General features: G+C 55.5%; 14 protein-coding genes. 2 read left to right on the top strand and 12 right to left on the bottom strand.

What is annotated here, in order from left to right; genetic code table 11:
• Window positions 1-25 precede the first annotated feature (25 nt).
• From H616_RS0105800 to zapE, 6 genes are all read right to left on the bottom strand, one after another.
• On the bottom strand, window positions 26-793 hold the full coding sequence (locus tag H616_RS0105800; protein ID WP_027966518.1) for a cytochrome c1: 768 nt from the start codon (window positions 791-793) through the stop codon (window positions 26-28).
• A complete protein-coding gene (locus tag H616_RS0105795; protein ID WP_027966517.1) occupies window positions 793-2,052 on the bottom strand; it encodes a cytochrome b in 1,260 nt (419 codons plus the stop codon). The genes H616_RS0105800 and H616_RS0105795 overlap by 1 nt, the downstream gene beginning before the upstream one ends.
• Window positions 2,052-2,651, bottom strand: a complete 600-nt coding sequence (gene petA, locus H616_RS0105790; protein WP_027966516.1) for a ubiquinol-cytochrome c reductase iron-sulfur subunit — start codon at window positions 2,649-2,651, stop codon at window positions 2,052-2,054. The genes H616_RS0105795 and petA overlap by 1 nt, the downstream gene beginning before the upstream one ends.
• 236 nt (window positions 2,652-2,887) lie before the next feature.
• Window positions 2,888-3,277, bottom strand: a complete 390-nt coding sequence (gene rpsI, locus H616_RS0105785; RefSeq protein ID WP_027966515.1) for a 30S ribosomal protein S9 — start codon at window positions 3,275-3,277, stop codon at window positions 2,888-2,890.
• Between the two features lie 13 nt (window positions 3,278-3,290).
• A complete protein-coding gene (rplM, locus tag H616_RS0105780; protein WP_027966514.1) occupies window positions 3,291-3,719 on the bottom strand; it encodes a 50S ribosomal protein L13 in 429 nt (142 codons plus the stop codon).
• A 197-nt stretch (window positions 3,720-3,916) separates the two neighbouring features.
• Window positions 3,917-5,107 carry a cell division protein ZapE gene (gene zapE, locus H616_RS0105775; RefSeq protein WP_051234031.1) on the bottom strand — a complete coding sequence of 397 codons (1,191 nt, stop codon included), beginning with the start codon at window positions 5,105-5,107 and terminating at the stop codon, window positions 3,917-3,919.
• Between the two features lie 172 nt (window positions 5,108-5,279).
• Between zapE and H616_RS0105770 the strand changes: the two genes are divergently transcribed.
• On the top strand, window positions 5,280-5,720 hold the full coding sequence (locus tag H616_RS0105770) for a Z-ring associated ZapG family protein (protein ID WP_027966512.1): 441 nt from the start codon (window positions 5,280-5,282) through the stop codon (window positions 5,718-5,720).
• A 104-nt stretch (window positions 5,721-5,824) separates the two neighbouring features.
• On the opposite strand, the gene H616_RS0105765 is transcribed toward H616_RS0105770, so the two are convergent.
• Window positions 5,825-6,586 (bottom strand): Nif3-like dinuclear metal center hexameric protein, encoded by a 762-nt coding sequence (locus tag H616_RS0105765; protein ID WP_027966511.1) that lies wholly within the window; start codon window positions 6,584-6,586, stop codon window positions 5,825-5,827.
• 156 nt (window positions 6,587-6,742) lie between these two features.
• Between H616_RS0105765 and H616_RS0105760 the strand changes: the two genes are divergently transcribed.
• On the top strand, window positions 6,743-8,017 hold the full coding sequence (locus H616_RS0105760; RefSeq protein ID WP_027966510.1) for a Do family serine endopeptidase: 1,275 nt from the start codon (window positions 6,743-6,745) through the stop codon (window positions 8,015-8,017).
• Window positions 8,018-8,048: 31 nt separating this feature from the next.
• On the opposite strand, the gene H616_RS0105755 is transcribed toward H616_RS0105760, so the two are convergent.
• The 5 genes from H616_RS0105755 to murA form a co-directional block, all read right to left on the bottom strand.
• Window positions 8,049-10,712: an AAA family ATPase gene (locus H616_RS0105755; protein ID WP_027966509.1), complete on the bottom strand. Its 2,664-nt coding sequence runs from the start codon at window positions 10,710-10,712 to the stop codon at window positions 8,049-8,051.
• The gene (locus H616_RS0105750; RefSeq protein ID WP_027966508.1) at window positions 10,709-11,851 is read right to left on the bottom strand and encodes a metallophosphoesterase family protein; all 1,143 of its coding nucleotides are present in this window, start codon (window positions 11,849-11,851) and stop codon (window positions 10,709-10,711) included. The genes H616_RS0105755 and H616_RS0105750 overlap by 4 nt, the downstream gene beginning before the upstream one ends.
• Window positions 11,852-12,173: 322 nt before the next feature.
• Window positions 12,174-13,472 (bottom strand): histidinol dehydrogenase, encoded by a 1,299-nt coding sequence (gene hisD / locus H616_RS0105745; RefSeq protein ID WP_027966507.1) that lies wholly within the window; start codon window positions 13,470-13,472, stop codon window positions 12,174-12,176.
• Window positions 13,473-13,563: 91 nt separating this feature from the next.
• Window positions 13,564-14,208, bottom strand: a complete 645-nt coding sequence (gene hisG / locus H616_RS0105740; protein ID WP_027966506.1) for an ATP phosphoribosyltransferase — start codon at window positions 14,206-14,208, stop codon at window positions 13,564-13,566.
• 50 nt (window positions 14,209-14,258) lie between these two features.
• Complete coding sequence (gene murA / locus H616_RS0105735) at window positions 14,259-15,521, bottom strand: UDP-N-acetylglucosamine 1-carboxyvinyltransferase (RefSeq protein WP_027966505.1); 1,263 nt, start codon at window positions 15,519-15,521, stop codon at window positions 14,259-14,261.
• Between the last annotated feature and the right edge of the window lie 6 nt (window positions 15,522-15,527).

The raw sequence follows: 15,527 nt of genomic DNA, 5'->3' as shown, positions 1-15,527 counted from the left end.
GCCCCCTACTAACATTCACTGTGAATCAGTGAATGTCGCGCCAGTACTCACGCTTCAACAAATAAGCGATAACGCCAAAGATGAAGATAAAAATCAACACCTTTGGTCCCAGCGCCTGGGCTTTAAGCTTGGAAGGCTCAGCCGCATACGCCAAGAAGTTGGTGAGGTCGTATACCGCACTCTCAAAGGCTTCTGGATCCATCTGCCCCGGAGAGGTGACCTGCAACGTATCGCATGACTGGTACTTACCAGTCAATGGGTCGATTTCTGCGCCAGGAATCGGCTTGCTTGATGACGCACAGACCTTTTCCTGCACACCCTGCAGCTCTTCGAGCACGTTAGGCATGGCGACCAGCGGGAAAACAGTATTGTTAACCCCCGTTGGACGCGATGGGTCACGATAAAAACCCAACAGATAAGAGTAGACCCAGTCGGTTCCACGCAACCGCGCCTCAAGAGACAAGTCGGGTGGTGGCGCACCAAACCAGCCCTCGGCATCTCCTTTATCCATGGCATTCTGCATTTGGTCGTTGTAACCCACCGACTCAGCAAATATCAGGTTTTCTTCAACCAAATTCTGGGGCATATCCAGATCTTCGGCAGCCCTTGAAAAACGCTGATAATCAAGAGAATGGCAGCCCATGCAATAGTTAACATACAGCTTCATGCCATTTTGCAACGATGCTTTATCGTAAAGATCTGGCTTCATCGACTGAAGGTGAACGCTATCACCGGCCGCAAAACCGACCATCGGCACCAACGCAAAGAGCAGTGCAAACAGTTGCTTTTTCATTAGCCAGTCACCCTTTCCGGAACGGGTTTGGTCTTCTCCAGCCGCGTATAAATCGGCATCAGCACGAAGAAGGCGAAATAGATGACGGTACATACTTGGGCCAAAAGCGTTCGGCCTGCACTTACCGGCAACACACCCAATACACCGAGGATGACAAAGCTAATTGCAAACAGCAGCAACATTACCTTTGACATCCAGCCCTTATAGCGCATGGAGTTCACGGGACTACGATCCAACCAAGGCAGCACAAAGAGCACCGCAATGGCAGCCCCCATGAAGACAACGCCAAGGAATTTGGCTTCCAGCCCAAATACCGAGAACGTTATCGCACGCAAAATGGCGTAGAAGGGGGTGAAATACCACACAGGGGCAATATGGTCCGGTGTTTTCATGGAGTTGGCCGGTTCAAAGTTCGGCTTCTCAATGAAGTAACCACCCCCCTCAGGGAAGTAGAAAATCACCACACAGAAAACAAACAAGAAGACCGCCACGCCCACGATATCTTTAATCGTGTAATAAGGGTGGAACGGAATGCCATCTAGCGGCTTGCCAGTTTCATCTTTCTTTTTCTTGATGTCGATGCCATCAGGGTTGTTGGAGCCAACCTCGTGCAACGCAATAATATGCAGTACCACCAGCGCCAGAATCACAATGGGCAAAGCCACAACGTGCAAAGCGAAGAAGCGGTTAAGGGTAATACCTGAAATCAGGAAATCACCACGTACCCACTGAGCAAGATCTGGACCAATACTAGGAATAGCAGAGAACAGCGAAATAATAACCTGAGCGCCCCAGTAAGACATTTGCCCCCAGGGCAGCAGATAGCCCATAAAGGCTTCCGCCATCAGCGCCAAGTAAATCGCCATACCGAAGATCCACACCAGCTCGCGAGGTGCTTTATAGGAGCCGTACAGCATTCCGCGGAACATGTGCAGATACACAACAATAAAGAAGCCAGAGGCACCCGTTGTGTGCATATAACGGATCAGCCAACCCCACTCCACATCACGCATGATGTATTCAACTGAATTAAACGCCTCTTCAGCGGAAGGAGTAAAGCTCATGGTGAGCCACACGCCGGTCAATATCTGGTTGACCAGCATAAGCAGCGCCAGCGAACCGAAGAAGTACCAAAAGTTGAAATTCTTCGGCGCGTAATACTTTGCCAAATGGTCGTTCCACATTTGGGTCGCTGGGAAACGATCATCGACCCAACGCATCAGACCACTTTCCGCTTTGTCCTTATTTGGATTAGCCATCAAGCAGCCTCCTCGTCTTCACCGATCACGATGACAGCATCGCTTTCGTAACGATACGGCGGAATGACCAGGTTAGTTGGTGCTGGCACATTGGCAAAAACTCGGCCAGCCAGATCAAAGCGCGAGCCATGACAGGGGCAGAAAAAGCCGCCTGGCCAATCACTCACGCCAACGTCTGTTGCATTGGGCTCCGGCTTAAACAACGGAGAACAACCCAAGTGAGTACAGATGCCAACGATCACACCTATTTCCGGCTTGATTGAGCGCAGCGGCCCTGAAATATAAGCCGGCTGTTGAGGCACCTCAGACGTCGGATCAACCAGCTGGTTGCCCGTCAGCGCCTCAGTACGCTCAATCATTTCTGCCGAGCGGTTTAACACCCACACCGGCTGGCCGCGCCATTCAACGGTCACACGCTGCCCAGGCTCTAACTTAGAGACATCCGCCTTAACGGAAGCTCCCGCCGCTCTTGCCTTGGCACTAGGCTGCCAAGAGGCTACAAAGGGTACCGCTATCCCCACGGCACCTACCGCACCTACTACGGTAGTGGCCCCGACAAGGAAGCGGCGCCGGCCTTTGTTCACGCCGTTATCTGCCATCTTCAGGTTTCTCCCATCAGCTTACCCGCTCTTTATCGCAAAGGCCCGACTGCTTCACGACTACGGGTTTTTAAATGCCGGATTTTCAAATGCTATGTATGGTAAAAAAACGCGCCGCTTGGCACAAGGAGAAGTCCATTGATTACGACTAAATCCTTGTTCTATGACAAGCTTTAACAAAAAAACGCCTAGGTCCAAGACCCAGGCGTTTTTCCAAAGCGTGGCGTAGCGAGTACTTAACGCTTGGAGAACTGTGGGCGGCGACGTGCTTTACGCAGACCAACTTTCTTACGCTCAACAGAGCGCGCATCGCGAGTCACATAACCCGCAGCACGCAACGGCGCACGATAGTCTTCATTATACACCATCAGCGCACGAGTAATGCCGTGACGAATAGCGCCCGCCTGAGCTGCGTCACCGCCGCCTTTGACAGTGGCGTACACATCAAACTGCTCACGCGTTTCCGTGAGCTCTAACGGCTGACAAACAACCATTCGACCGGTAACACGGCCAAAATACTCGCTGACCTCACGATCATTAACAATAATCTTGCCGGAACCCGGCTTCAAAAAGACGCGCGCGGTAGAAGTCTTGCGGCGTCCGGTACCGTAATACTGTTGTGACATGGCGAAGACTCCCTCAGATGTTCAGTGCTTGTGGCTGCTGGGCGGTATGCGGGTGCTCGTTGCCAGCGTACACCTTCAGCTTGGAATGCATGGCGCGACCCAGCGGCCCCTTAGGGAGCATGCCTTTAACCGCAGTTTCGATAACGCGCTCAGGAGCGTGATCAATCAACTGCTCAAAGCTCATGGAACGCAGACCACCCGGGTAACCGGTATGGCGGTAGTACATTTTGTCGCTGGTTTTGTTACCAGTAACCTTCACCTTCTCGGCATTGATCACGACGATATAATCGCCCGTATCAACGTGAGGTGTGTATTCTGGCTTGTGCTTGCCACGCAGGCGGCGAGCAAGTTCTGTCGCCAGGCGACCAAGCGTCTTGTCAGCAGCGTCAACGATATACCAATCGCGCTGGACGGACTGCGGTTTTGCAGTGAACGTCTTCATGTGTGAATCACCAAAAATAATGCATTGGGCCCTTACGCCAGAAATGACGGGGCCATCCCTATTTTTCTTGGTTGCCAACCACCGACCAACTTCGCTCAGTAGTGACAACGGTACAGCGAGCGCGCATTCTACATTAACGCATCGCCTTGATCAACGACCTACATGCATTAACGCGCCACTCACCAGGTCTGCGTGCATCAAGGCCTGTGCGGCTGCGACAGGTAGCTTCGCGATTGCATTTCCAACAGCCGCGACAACGTGCGTTGAAACTCAAACTCTAGCCGCCCATCAGCATACAACTCGTTAATAGCAACCTCTGCAGACATCAACAACTTGACGCCGCGATCATAGAACTCATCAACCAGATCAATGAAGCGCCTGGCCTGATCATCTTGACCTGCCCGCATTCGCGGTACATTTGAAACCAGTACGCTGCCAAACCGGCGCGCCAGCTCAATGTAATCATTCTGGCTACGCGGGCCGTCACATAGCTCGCTAAACTCAAACCACGCCACGTCATCACTCAGACGACGTGCGTGTAATTTGCGCTGATTTATCTCAATATCAATCTCTCGCTGCCCCACTGTGCCGGCCACTTCCTGGAAGCTCCGCGCCATTTCACGCTCTGCAGACTCATCCAACGGCGTATAAAAAATCTTGGCCCGCTCAAGCGCCCTCAAGCGATAGTCCACACCAGAGTCAACATTAACAACATCGCAATGCTCTTCGAGCAATGCAATAGCAGGCAGGAAGCTCGTGCGCTGCAACCCGTCACGATAGAGGTTTTCCGGCTCGATATTAGAGGTTGCCACCAGCACCACATTCCGAGCGAACAACGCGTCCAGCAAGTTTGCCAAAATCATTGCATCGGTAATATCGCTGACGAAAAACTCGTCAAAACAAATCACTCGCGCTTCTTCAGAAAAACGCTGAGCCACCAGCTGCAGCGGGTTATTCTGGCCTTTGAAATTTTCCAGCTCTGCGTGAACACGCTGCATAAAACGGTGAAAGTGGGTACGCATTTTCTGCTCAAACGGCAACGACTCGTAAAAGCAGTCCATCAAATACGTTTTCCCGCGCCCCACACCACCCCAGAAATATAACCCTGAAATCTCGGGAAGACGCGAAGACGTAACGGCATCCTGTTGTTGCTGTCGCCCCAGAAAACCGCGCAGCAACGAAGTCACCGGCCGAACAGGTAGCGTTGTTTTTTTACGTTCTGCTGGCGCTGCGACCAACTCGTCATACAGCCTTTGCAAATGGCTAACGGCTCTTTCTTGAGCGGCATCACGCACAAAACCATCACGCGCCAAGTCTGCCTCAAAACGCTGTCGCGGCGTCAAAGGGCGGTGTAACGCCGAGGCTTCAGGATTCACACTGTTGTCCATTAACGCCAACCCTGCTCATTGCTTCAAAAGGCACATATCATACGCTTCCTACTCACCCTTCGCATTGTTCATTCAGCGTTGACCCTATGGCCAGTGTCCGCACTATAATAGCCAACCCGAGTTCACCGAGTGACCTCCGTAGCCACTATGATCGACACCTCAGGAGTAAACCGTGGAAGAAAGCAACATCAATATTGTACTGATCATCGCCTGCCTCGTTGCTGGCAGCGGCATCGGTGCCTTGGGGTACCACCTGCTCAGCTCTGGCACCCGCCAATCCCAGCGACTGCGCCAGCGCCTTGCCGACAAGGAACGCGAGCTCAGTGAAATGCACTCGGGGCTAAGCGGGCACGTCGAACGCCTTACCAACATGGCCCAGACAATCAGCCGCGAGAGCCAAGCGCTGGTACAAGAGGCTAACGAGGCGGGTGTCCGATTAGGCATACCACAGCAACCGACAGACTTAGCAGCAACCCACGAAGCTAGCCATGAAAACAACAAGCTGCACACGCCGCGCGATTATGCCGACGGCAACAGCGGCACGCTATCGGAAGATTTCGGCTTAAAGAAAGCGCCTACTGAGCCACCCCAGCAGCAAACGGCCAGCCACTAACCGAATCAGTATGTGCTAGCTGACAACCCTCGCTGCCCATTCAGGCAGCGAGGAGAGTCGCGCTCGGCTCGGCCTGCTGTTGATAACGACTCAATGAAAACGGCTCACGCTGGATTATCGATATCCACAAAGCGGTGCTCAACACCAAATGTGTCACCCAGCCACTGCCCTAATGCACGGACACCGTAACGCTCTGTCGCATGATGGCCTGCAGCCAGATAATGAACCCCTAGCTCTCGAGCCAGGTGGGTAGTACGCTCAGAAATCTCACCAGAAATGAATGCATCCACTCCCGCCTCTGCCGCCGCCGTAATCATGTCCTGCGCCCCTCCGGTACACCAGGCGACACGGCGAACCTCACGCCCTTCGGGTGCGTCAATCAATAGCGCAGTACGATCCAGCCGTTCGCCCACCCGCGCAGCCAGCTCATCTGGTCGCATCGGAGAAGACAGCTCGCCATGCCATAGCAAGCCAAGCCCTGTCTCATCATCCAAGCAGCCCGCTACGTTAAAGCCCAAATGCTGCCCTAACAGCACGTTATTGCCTAACTCAGGGTGCGCGTCCAACGGTAAGTGATACGCCAGCAAGCCGATATCGTGATTCAGCAGTGAGGCCAGCCGCCGACGTTTCATTCCCGTGACCGCCACCGGCTCGTTTTTCCAGAAAAACCCATGATGCACCAGCACAAGGTCCGCCTGCCAAGCAACCGCCTCATCCAGCAGCTCCTGGCAGGCTGTCACACCACTCATTACACGAGCCACCCGTTGGCGACCCTCAACTTGCAGACCGTTCAAGGTATAATCCTTAAAACGCTCAGGACTCAGCCGCTGGTTGCAAGCGGCGACTAACTCATCACAGCTGATCATCATGCCTCCAGACGCAATCGGGGGTGAAAATGTTACACTTGACGAAAATGTTCAGCGCCAATCTACCAGCAGCATTCTACCCGCCCCTTGCGGGCACAGCGAACGCGCCTGGCCAAGTTGCGTTACTCATATACCAGTGACAAGGAATACCGTGAAATGCAGCGCTTCCTCTCTTATTTACTGCCCGTCATTATCGGCCTGCTGATTGCGCTTGTACTACTCAACACCTTTCCCGCCTTACTTGGCCGTACGGTGTCAGAACATCAACCACAGACACCGCCGCAAACAGTTCCCCCCAAAATAAGCGAGCCAGCACAGCAAGCCGCTGACACCCTAGGCAACGAAGCAATATCACGCCCCGCGCCCGAGCTACACCAAGCCCCCCCCATCAAGCGCAACCAAGGCCCCGTCAGCTATGCCGACGCGGTAGAAATAGCAGCTCCTGCGGTGGTCAATGTCTACTCGTCACGGGAAGTGGAGCGTAAATCTCACCCCATGCTGTCAGACCCTTTTTTTGAACAGTTTTATGGCGACAGCCATGGCGACAACCCGCCCAGTCGTCAGCGCATGCTTTCCAGCCTAGGCTCTGGTGTGATTGTTAGCGATGACGGCTACGTCCTGACCAACCACCACGTTGTTAACGATGCAGACCAGATCCAAGTTGCACTGCGCGACGGTCGTAAAACGCTGGCAGAGGTTATTGGCACCGACCCTGAAAGTGACTTGGCGGTGCTGCGCATTGATCTTGAGAACTTACCCGTCATCAAACTGACAGACTCCTCACAAACAGCTGTCGGTGATATTTCTCTCGCTATTGGCAACCCATTCGGCTTTGGGCAAACCGTGACGATGGGCATTATCAGTGCCACTGGACGCAACCACCTAGGCCTGACCGCCTATGAGGATTTCATTCAAACCGACGCAGCCATTAACCCGGGCAATTCTGGCGGAGCACTGATCAACCCTGAAGGCAGCCTGGTAGGCATTAATACCGCTATTTTCTCACGCACTGGTGGCTCGCAAGGTATTGGCTTTGCCATCCCGACCAACCTGGCACGCAGTATTTTGGAGGAAATTATCACCCAGGGCCGAGTCATTCGTGGCTGGCTGGGCATTGAAGCTCAAGAGCTTTATCCGGAGCTAGCTGCCTCATTCGGCCTGGAAGACCATGCCGGCGTTATTATTGCAGGCGTTGCCCCTGGCGGCCCGGCTGATAAAGCGGGGTTACTGCCTGGCGATATTATTCTGGAAATTAACGGCAGCTCAACTATCGACCCTAGCCGCACCATGACCGATATCGCAGCGGTCAAACCGGGCTCTCAAATTCCCATCAGTATTATACGAGGCGGAGAACGTATGGACACCACGCTTGATGTGGCCGAGCGCCCGATCCCAGCCAGGCTAACAACAGGCTCAGACGACGCTGAGTAGAACCGCTAGCCTCTGGCTGCTCAGTCACCGCTCAGTCACAGTCTCGCCTGAGAGATAGCATATCGCGCGGCACGGCGCCCAGATCTTGCCAGTTTTCCGGATGACAGGTGAACAGCAGTATCTGATGACGCTGAGCCGCATCAAACAAAATGCGCTTCATCTGTTCACGGCGCGCTTGATCGCAGTGAACCAGTGCATCGTCAAGAATGATCAGGGTCGGCCGTCCAGCATCCTGCAGCAGGTCAGCGTAAGCAAGGCGAGTAACCAGCCCCATCTGCTCGCGAGCGCCAAAACTCAGCGCCTCCAGGTCGTCCCGCTGCGGCTGACTTGCGCCTTGACGAATCAGGGTGCTGGGCCTCAAGTCATCATCCACACTAAGTTCGGCACCAGGAAATAACAGCCTCAGGTAGCGGTTAAGGTGCTTTTGCAGCGGCGCCTGCAAACGACGAGTAACCGCCTGACGTTCAGACTTAAGCAACTCAAGCAGCAAATCCAGCGCTTCACTGCGCTGCTCCAGCTCGGCTTGTCGGCGTTGCTGGCGTTGATAAACTAGGCGTATTTCCTCACGCTTCTCCTCAAGCCCCTGGGCCCCCAGCGTTTCCAGCCGCGCCTGCAGATCATTGATCTCAGCAGCGCGCGCAGACGCCTGCTGCCGCAAGGAATCAGCGGCCCGAGTAAAGCGTTTAACGTCCTGCTCCAGCACCTCGGGATTAGCCGCCTCGATCTCATGCTGACGCTTTTTCAGCGCCGCCTCCAGCTGTTCAGCCTCGGCTTTGAGCTCTAGCAGCGCATCAGTCACTTGCGATTTACGCTGCTGACGATCAGGAGCATTGATATCATCGTACTGACGCTGCCACTCAGCATCCGCCGTACGCAGCGCCTGTCGTGCCAGCCCCAGCTTGCCAGCATGATCGGTAGCAGCCTGCTCCGCAGCCTTAAGCTGTTGCTCAACGTTATCCAGCGTCGCCTGAGCCTGACTTTCGTTTGGCACACTACCGTTTTCCGATGCAACGGGTAACGCAGCGAGTTCAGCGTCCAGAGTGTCACGGCGACCAATAGCCAGTTGTTGCTGAGCCTCCAACGCCTCGACACCACTGGGCGCCAGTCCTTCCAGCCGAGCTTGCTGCTGCTGAGCCTGCTGCTTAAGTTGCTCGGCACGACGCGCCTGCGCCTGGGCGCTGGCAAGATCACTAATTCCCAGCCGCTTTAGCAGATCATCACGCTCATCAGCCAAACGCTGCTGCTGACGTACCAGCTCGCTGACATCACTCCCACCGGGCTTGATAATCAGCGTACCAACACGGGGAATACGGATCTCGCCAGGTGCTACCAGCAGTTGCTCACCGGTCCCGCTCAGGGGCTCCTCGTCAAGCATCAGCTGCTGATCCGCTTCCAGCGAATAACGTAGCCGAGTCGCCAGCGCCTCTCGGCGGATTCCCAGCTCACCCAGCGCCTGCTCCAACTTCTGTAGACGTATCAGCTGCTTTTCATCGACTCGGCAACGCTGACGCTGCTCGGCCAACAGACGCTGGGACTCACTCAGCTCACGGGCACTGTCAAGGTTGCGACTGAGTTGATCGATTTCTGTTATCAGGCGCTGGCTGTCCTGCTCCAGCGACTGGCGACGCGCCTGACTACGCGCCATCTGATACTGTGCTTTAGCAGCCTCGTAAGCTGCCCGGGCACCACTGATGCGCTGCTCCACCCCAGAGGTAGCCGCTTCATACTGGCTGAGCTCCAGCCTGGCCTGCTCCCGGGCCTTGAGGCGTTTTTCCAGCTGCTGAGCCTCGTTGTCAAAACCCTGCAACTGCTGCCGGTATATCTGCAGGTTGCGCTGGCAGGTTTCCAACTGGTGGCGCTGCTGCGCCTGAAGCGCTTGCAACTTGTGCACCTCATCCAGTTGCTGTTGGCCGAGTCTAGCTTTTTCCTGCTGTTCCTCCCAAGGCCGCGCAGCATCAATATCTTTTTGCAGGCGTTGCAACTCACCCAGGCGATCGACCCGCTCATGGTATTGTTCGACCTGCCCATCAAGCTTGGTCAGCTCGGAGGCATGAGCGTCACACTGCTGCTGAACGTCACGCAACTCACCCGTCGGCCTACCAGTAGCAGTGAGCAGCTCGCCGCGCTCACGCTCTACGCTGGCTATCAGCGCATCACCACTGCTACTGGCAATATCGCCCAAGGCGTCACCCAGGCTCTGACTCAGCGCCGATTGCAGGTGTCCTCCGGCATGCCCCACCGGCTCACGCATTTCCTGCACCGCACCCTGCTCCACCCATAGCAGGCCAGGAATTCCCCAGTGCTCAGCTTTGCTTGCTCCTCGGCCAGGAATGTCATACCCCAACAGCTCAGCTAACCGGTCATCCGCTTCATCACCACTGTAGTGTTCGCCGCCGCTGGTAAGGTCACTACGCTGGCGCTGTAAAAAGCGCTTATTCAGCGTCCAGTGTTTACCTTGCCACTCAAACGCCAACGACACCTCCGGAGCCGCCGATGAGTCACCCCAAGGCTGTAAGTCAACCAGCGTACGCGTTTTGTAGCGTTCGAAAAACGCCGCGCGGATAGCACGTACCAACGTGCTCTTGCCGGACTCATTGGGGCCAACAAACAGGTTGATACCGTCATCAAGGTCGTTAATTTCCAACGGAGTGCGAAACTGCTGAAAATTCTCTACACGAACATGCGTCAGCCTCATGACTGGCTCTCCGGGGCATCAGCTGCTGACCGCTGATCGCCCAGCAGCCTTGCCAGTATGCCTAATGCCTGACGGGCAGTGTCAGCCTGAGCGTCACCACCTTGCTGTTGCTGCTGTAGCTCGCTGATGACATTGCCCACATAACCATCAGCTTGCAGCGCAGCAATATCTTCCGCTGTTGGCACTAAGGCCAGCCCCCCCAAATGCGTTTGCAAACTACGGTGGCGCCCCGCCGCCGCACCCAGCGCCTGTTCCAGACACTGCTGGCCAGCAAGGTCAAGCTCACCACTCAGGGTCAGGTCGATCACCGACATAGCCGGCAGCGCTGCAAGCTCAGTCAGCAGTGCGTCAAGATCAGATGCCACATGTATTTGGCGCTGCCACTGATACCAGCGATGCTGGCCGATCTCGCAAGGCGTTACCCGTGGTTCATCACCAGGGCTATCAATTTCTACCAGTAACGCCTGCCCGGCGCCGTTGTCCTTAAAGCGCTCCTGCTCCGGCGTGCCGCTGTACCAAGTACGCGCATTGATCCGCTTGAGGCCGTGCCAGTCGCCCAGCGCCAGATAGTCGAGCTTTGCCGTGGTAGCACGATCAGCGGCTATCGGGTTGGGCGAGTCTGCCGACTCGGGCAGCTGGCCTTCCACGCTACCGTGAGCCAGGCCGATACGAATTGCCCCTTTATGCGTTTCCGCATTATCAAACCAAACGCTCAAATCGTGATGCGTCTGACGCTGGGTCAGCGGGGCAGGCAAGATAGCGGCACCGGCGTCCTCTAGCACAAATACCTCAGGCGTGGTGAGCAGATGAACATTAGCTGGCATGGCGCCAATACGCTCAGCGCGGGTCCAGATACTTTCAGCTAGGGCAGCATCGTGGTTGCCGGGCAGCATGACCCAAGGGCCGGAGAAAGCGCTCATGGCCTGAAAAGTGCGGTGCAGAGTTCGGTCACTCAACGTCTGGGCATCAAAAATATCACCCGCCACTAACACCGCTGCCACCTGCTCTTCCCCCGCCAGACGAGCAAGGCGCTGCACCGCGACATAACGCGCATCCGCCAACATCGCCGCATCGTCAGGATCAAAGCGCGAATACTGGCGACCAATCTGCCAGTCCGCCGTATGCAGAAAACGCAACATTCAAGACTCCTTTAGGCATATCCATGTAAAAGCACAAGGGAGTGAATCGCGTTATGCGCCACCTTCATCGCCCGATAAATCGGGCTCCTACAAAAGCCACTGCGGTGATGTCCGCCGCTAAAGCGCCACCTTCATCGCCCGATAAATCGGGCTCCTACAAAAGCTACTGCGGTGATGATCGCTGCTAAAGCGCCACCTTCATCGCCCAGTAAATCGGGTTCCTACAAAAGCCACTGCGGTGACGGTCGCTGCTAAAGTGCCACCTTCATCGCCCGGTAAATCGGGCTTTTACACAGCCTCTACTTCAGTGCTCTGGCTGGGTTTAGTCGATGATACGAAATTCCGCGCTGCGGGCATGGGCGGTGAGGGACTCGCCGCGAGCCAGCACTGAGGCGGTTTTGCCCAAAGTGGAGGCGCCTTCGGGGCTGCAGTGGATGATGGAGGAACGTTTCTGGAAGTCGTAGACGCCCAGCGGTGAGGAGAAGCGCGCGGTGCCGGAGGTGGGCAGCACGTGGTTGGGGCCAGCGCAGTAGTCGCCCAGCGCTTCGGCGGTGTGGCGGCCCATAAAAACAGCACCAGCGTGACGCACGTCGGGCAGCCAGTTCTCAGGCTCGGCGACGGACAACTCTAAATGCTCGGGGGCAATGCGATTGATCAGCGCGACAGCATCTTCGCGATTGCGGCAATGAATCAATGCCCCTCGCTCGGCCACTGAAGTGCGGGCGATACTTTCACGCTCAAGCGTCGGCAATTGGCGTGCCATGGCGTCGGCGACGGCATCGAGGTGTTGGCTGTTCCAGCTAACCAAAATCGCTTGGGCGTCTTCGTCGTGCTCGGCTTGAGAAAACAGGTCCATGGCCAACCACTCAGGATCGGTTTCCCCGTCAGATACCACCAGAATTTCCGAGGGCCCTGCAATCATGTCGATACCGACCTGGCCGAATACCGCACGCTTGGCAGTGGCCACGTAAATATTGCCAGGGCCGACAATCTTATCGACTCGGGGCACACTTTCGGTGCCATAGGCCAGCGCGGCGACGGCCTGGGCGCCGCCAATGGTGAACACTTGATCGACACCAGCCAGGTGAGCGGCAGCTAATACCAGGTCGTTTAGTACACCGTCGGGCGTGGGCACTACCATGATGATTTCAGCCACACCTGCGACCTTGGCGGGAATGGCATTCATCAACACTGAGGAAGGATAGGCGGCCTTGCCACCGGGCACATAAATACCAGCACGATCAAGCGGCGTAACCTTTTGACCAAGCACACTACCGTCAACTTCGGTGTATTGCCAAGAGCCTGCTTTCTGACGCTCGTGATAACTGCGGACACGCTCGGCAGCAGTGGAGAGCGCATCACGCTGCTCATCAGACAGGCCATCAAAGGCCTGTTTAAGACGCTCGGGGCTCAGCGTCAACTCAGCCATGCTGGAGACGGCCAAGCGATCGAAACGATTGCTATATTCCACCAGAGCACTGTCGCCCCGATGCCGGACCGCGGCAATCATCTCGTCCACACGCTGCGCCAGTTCAGCGTTGGACACACTGTCCCACGCCAACAATGCCTCAAGACGGGCGTTAAAATCGCTGTCCGCAGTGGATAGCCGAGCTATGCTCATCGGGGTCGCCATGGTGCCAATTCTCGCTATTCAGTATTTGATATGCCCGTAGTGTTCATTCATTACACGTTGATGACCATTACCCTGGGCATCAAGCTGCGCGGCGGCGCGCCACAGCAGCTCGCATGCCTTCCAGTAGCGGCTTAATGCGCTCGTGCTTCATCGTCATGGCCGCCTGATTAACCACTAGCCGAGTGCTGATTGGCGCAATCAATTCACGCGGCTCCATGCCATTGGCGCGCAGAGTGTTGCCAGTATCGACGATATCGACGATTTCATCAGCCAGGTTCATCATCGGGGCCAGCTCCATGGCACCATACAATTTAATCACTTCGGCTTGGATACCCTGGGCAGCGTAGTAACGACGTGCCACATTGACAAACTTGGTAGCAACCCGCAGCCGAGCCCGAGCCGGTTCAACACCTTGTACGCCTGCCGTCATCAGTCGGCAACGCGCAATCTCCAGATCGATGGGCTCATACAGCCCCTCAGCACCGTGCTCAAGCAGTACATCTTTGCCCGCTATGCCGACATCTGCCGCACCCAGTTGTACGTAGGTAGGCACGTCGGTGGCGCGAATCACTACGAGTTTGACGCCGGGCATATTGGTGTCAAACAGCAGCTTGCGGCTGGCACGTAAATCTTCAGCAGGCGTAATGCCAGCTTCGGCCAACAAAGGTAACGTTTCGTCGAGTATGCGACCTTTAGAAAGGGCCAGTATCAATTGCTTGCTCATGAATTTTGCCTGTCGTTCTTGGATTGCCTGTCACAGTAACGGTGGCAAATTCAGCCTGGAATACGCCGTATCTGCGCGCCCAACAGCTGCAACTTTTCTTCGATGCACTCGTAACCGCGGTCAATATGGTAGATACGGTCTACCAAGGTTTCGCCCTGAGCCATCATCGCAGCGATGACCAACGATGCCGAAGCGCGCAGGTCTGTCGCCATAACAGGAGCACCCGACAGGCTTTCAACACCGGTAATCACCGCCGTGTTACCTTCCAGCACGATATCAGCCCCCATACGGTTCAGTTCCTGAACATGCATGAAGCGATTTTCGAAAATTGTTTCAACCACCCGCGAAGTGCCTTCGGCGACGGCATTCATGGCCACAAATTGGGCCTGCATATCCGTGGGGAAAGCTGGGTAAGGCGCAGTACGAATACTAACCGCTTTGGGCCGCTTGCCGTGCATGTCCAGCTCGATCCAGCCGTCACCACTGGTAATGGTGGCGCCCGCCTCTTCCAGTTTGGCCAACACCGCATCGAGAATATCTGCGCGCGTGTTACGTACTCGTACCTTCCCCCGCGATAATGCAGCAGCCACTAAAAAAGTGCCCGTTTCAATACGGTCAGGCATCACGTCATGCTCAGCCCCGTGCAGCCGCTCAACACCATCAATGGTAATAGTGTCCGTTCCATGACCACGGATATTGGCGCCCATTTTGATCAAGCATTCGGCCAGATCAACAATTTCCGGTTCTTTAGCGGCATTTTCTAGCACTGTGGTGCCGTCAGCCAAAGCCGCCGCCATCAACAGATTTTCGGTACCCGTAACGGTGACGACATCAAAAAAGATGTTCGCTCCCTTGAGTCGACCATCCACCTTGGCGCGGATGTAGCCATTCTCAACGTCAATTTTTGCCCCCATGGCCTCAAGGCCACGCAAGTGAAGATCGACAGGGCGCGAACCGATGGCGCAGCCACCCGGCAGAGAAACGTCAGCATACCCAAAATGCGCCAGCAGAGGCCCTAACACCAAAATTGAGGCCCGCATTTTCTTAACCAGCTCATAAGGCGCATGACAGCTAGTCACTTGAGAGCCATCAAGCTGAATACTCATGCGATCACCCATCACTGGCTGCAAGCCCATGTAGCCCAGCAGCTCAAGTGTGGTGGTGATGTCTTGCAAGTGCGGCAGATTACCGATAGTCACCGGACCTTCTGAGAGCAATGTGGCGCACAGAATGGGTAGCGCCGCATTTTTAGCGCCACTGGCCCACACCTCTCCATCTACTGGGCCGTTTCCGGTGATCAGCAACTTATCCATGCCCAT

It is taken from the genome of Halomonas halocynthiae DSM 14573 (assembly GCF_000425725.1).
Taxonomy (GTDB): domain Bacteria; phylum Pseudomonadota; class Gammaproteobacteria; order Pseudomonadales; family Halomonadaceae; genus Halomonas; species Halomonas halocynthiae.
Note: the sequence above shows the minus strand (reverse complement) of the source record. Positions and strands in the feature narration are given on the sequence as shown.